1 protein-coding gene is annotated in these 1,003 nt (G+C 72.1%); it reads right to left on the bottom strand.

Features of this window, described 5'->3' with window-relative positions; translation table 11 throughout:
* On the bottom strand, positions 1-1,003 hold a 1,003-nt coding region (locus JMF90_RS38365; RefSeq protein WP_201326472.1), incomplete at both ends, for an acyl-CoA dehydrogenase.

The raw sequence follows: 1,003 nt of genomic DNA, 5'->3' as shown, positions 1-1,003 counted from the left end.
GTTTCGACAGCGCGATGTAGCGCGCGAGATGGTGATCCTCGTCGCCGAGCTGGTGATCGATCATCACGAGCCGCTTCGCGTAGTGCGACAGCGGCAGCTCCCACGTCATCCCGATCCCGCCGTGCAGCTGGATGCTTTCCTCGGCGACGAGCGTGCCGATCCGGCCGATGCTGTATTTCGCCGCCGCGAGCGCGCGCTCGCGCACCGCGCGCGGCGCATCGAGCTGCGCGGCCGCGTTGATCACGGCCGAGCGCGCCTGCTCGACCTCGAGCAGCAGGTCGGCCATCCGGTGCTGCAGCGCCTGGAAGCTGCCGATCGGCAACCCGAACTGCTTGCGCGTGCGCAGGTAGTCGAGCGTGTGCGCCTTCGCGACGTCCATCGCGCCGAGCGCTTCCGCCGACAGCGCGAGCAGCCCGTAGCCGAGCACGCGTTCGAGCAGCTCGGCGCCCGCTTCGCCGTCGAGCGCATCCGGCGCGCCGAGCGCGGCGTCGGCCGGCAATGCGACACGCTCGAAGCGCACTTCGGCCGCGCGGCCGCCGTCGATCTTCTTGTAATCGCGCAACGACACGCCCGGCGCATCGGCCGGCACGACGAACAGGCCGATGCCGGCCGCGTCGTCGTCGTTGCCGGACGCGCGCGCGCTGACGACGAAAAACGCCGCCTGCGCAGCCTGGTCGACGACGCCCTTCGCGCCGGTCAGCACCCAGCCGTCGCCCGAACGTTCGGCGCGCGTGCGCACCGTCGTCAGTTCGTAATGCGAGCCCGGTTCGTCGTGCGCGAACGCGGCGCTCGCGCTGCCGTCGATCAGCGCGGCGAGCCGGTCGCGATGCGCATCGCCACCGGCGAGCGCGAGCGCACGGCCCGCGAGCAGCGCGCCGAGGAACGGCTCGACGACGAGTCCGCGCCCGAGGCATTCGAACACCACGGCGATGTCGAAGCCCGCGCCGCCGAAGCCGCCGTCGGCTTCGGCGAACAGCGCGCCGACCGAGCCGAGTTCGGCGAA

The sequence above is a fragment of the Burkholderia sp. E168m23 genome, assembly GCF_016586125.1.
GTDB lineage: Bacteria > Pseudomonadota > Gammaproteobacteria > Burkholderiales > Burkholderiaceae > Burkholderia > Burkholderia orbicola.
This window is presented reverse-complemented; position numbering and strand designations above follow the sequence as displayed.